Genomic DNA, 1,078 nt, shown 5'->3' with positions numbered 1-1,078 from the left:
GTGATTTAAAAGAAGAAAGTCCATCCTTTCCTATAGTGATGGAGATGGGATTAAAAGGTATTGCCATTGAATATATTTTTTGAGGTAATTAAGGCTGAAAAGCTATTTGATAAGATTTGTGCCCTATATATAATAAGGTGGCGACCTCAGCTGCTTATAGGTATGTCCTACTGCGGTGAGACCTAAATAGAAAGCTAAAAGGACCATGTCAAGCACGTAGCCCGACACGGTCCTTAAGTTTCTTAGACCTATGAACGAGGCCAGCGGTTATCGAGCTCGGCATTACCCACGGTGATATTCTCAGCAGAGAAGGTCATCGCGATGGTCATCGGCGCCTCGTTGTTTACGTCGAGTGTCTCCTTGTAGTGAACGATGTAAGCATTCTTGAAAGAAATCTCCTTCATCTTAGCATCCTCCTCACTCTTCTTGTAAACAATCTTACCCTCAACAGGTTTGAACTGACTGTTGAGCATAGCCTCGATAGTAGAAGTGTCATCAGTAGACTCGATAGTGACGCTGATACGACCACCAGAGATACTTGATGCAGGCTGACCCTTCTTGTCAGTCGTACGACTGAACTCGTAGTTAGAATAGAGTACGTCGTACTCCTTGCCACCTAATTCCAATGTTGCTCTAAATGAACTCATGATAGATAATTTTAAAGTAGTTAGAAAAATAAGAAAACGAGGTCATCTTAATTTCCCTCACGTATGAGAAACAAAAAAGAGAAAACCCCTAACAACGTTTTGAAGTCTCCTCTGCGTGTGGCTGTAAAACAGTCTTGCTCTTTGGAAGAAGAGGAAGATTTGCAATCTGTTGTCATTTTCGTTGTCAAAAGTAATCATATAATTTCATAAAAGCAATTGATACAACATTAAATAACAAAGGTTTAATATCTTATACACATTCAAAGCCATATTTATTCTACCCCTCATCCACTCTTTGTGTTTGTATCATTCTGTCTATGTAAGAGCTTTCAGTCTCTCCCTGTCATTATGTCATTCTGTCTGAGAACATTAAAATCTCCAATTGTTCTGTGCCCTCTGTCTCTCCCTGTCATTATGTCATTCTGTCTGAG

The 1,078-nt window shown here is 39.9% G+C and carries 1 protein-coding gene; it reads right to left on the bottom strand.

All coding sequences use genetic code 11. From position 1 onward, the window contains the following. Nucleotides 1–248: 248 nt before the first annotated feature. Nucleotides 249–647, bottom strand: coding sequence for a type VI secretion system tube protein TssD (gene tssD, locus HMPREF0666_RS15890; RefSeq protein ID WP_004384141.1), 399 nt, complete (start codon nucleotides 645–647; stop codon nucleotides 249–251). Nucleotides 648–1,078 lie beyond the last annotated feature (431 nt).

Origin of the sequence: Prevotella sp. C561, from assembly GCF_000224595.1 — a bacterium.
GTDB lineage: Bacteria > Bacteroidota > Bacteroidia > Bacteroidales > Bacteroidaceae > Prevotella > Prevotella jejuni.
This window is presented reverse-complemented; position numbering and strand designations above follow the sequence as displayed.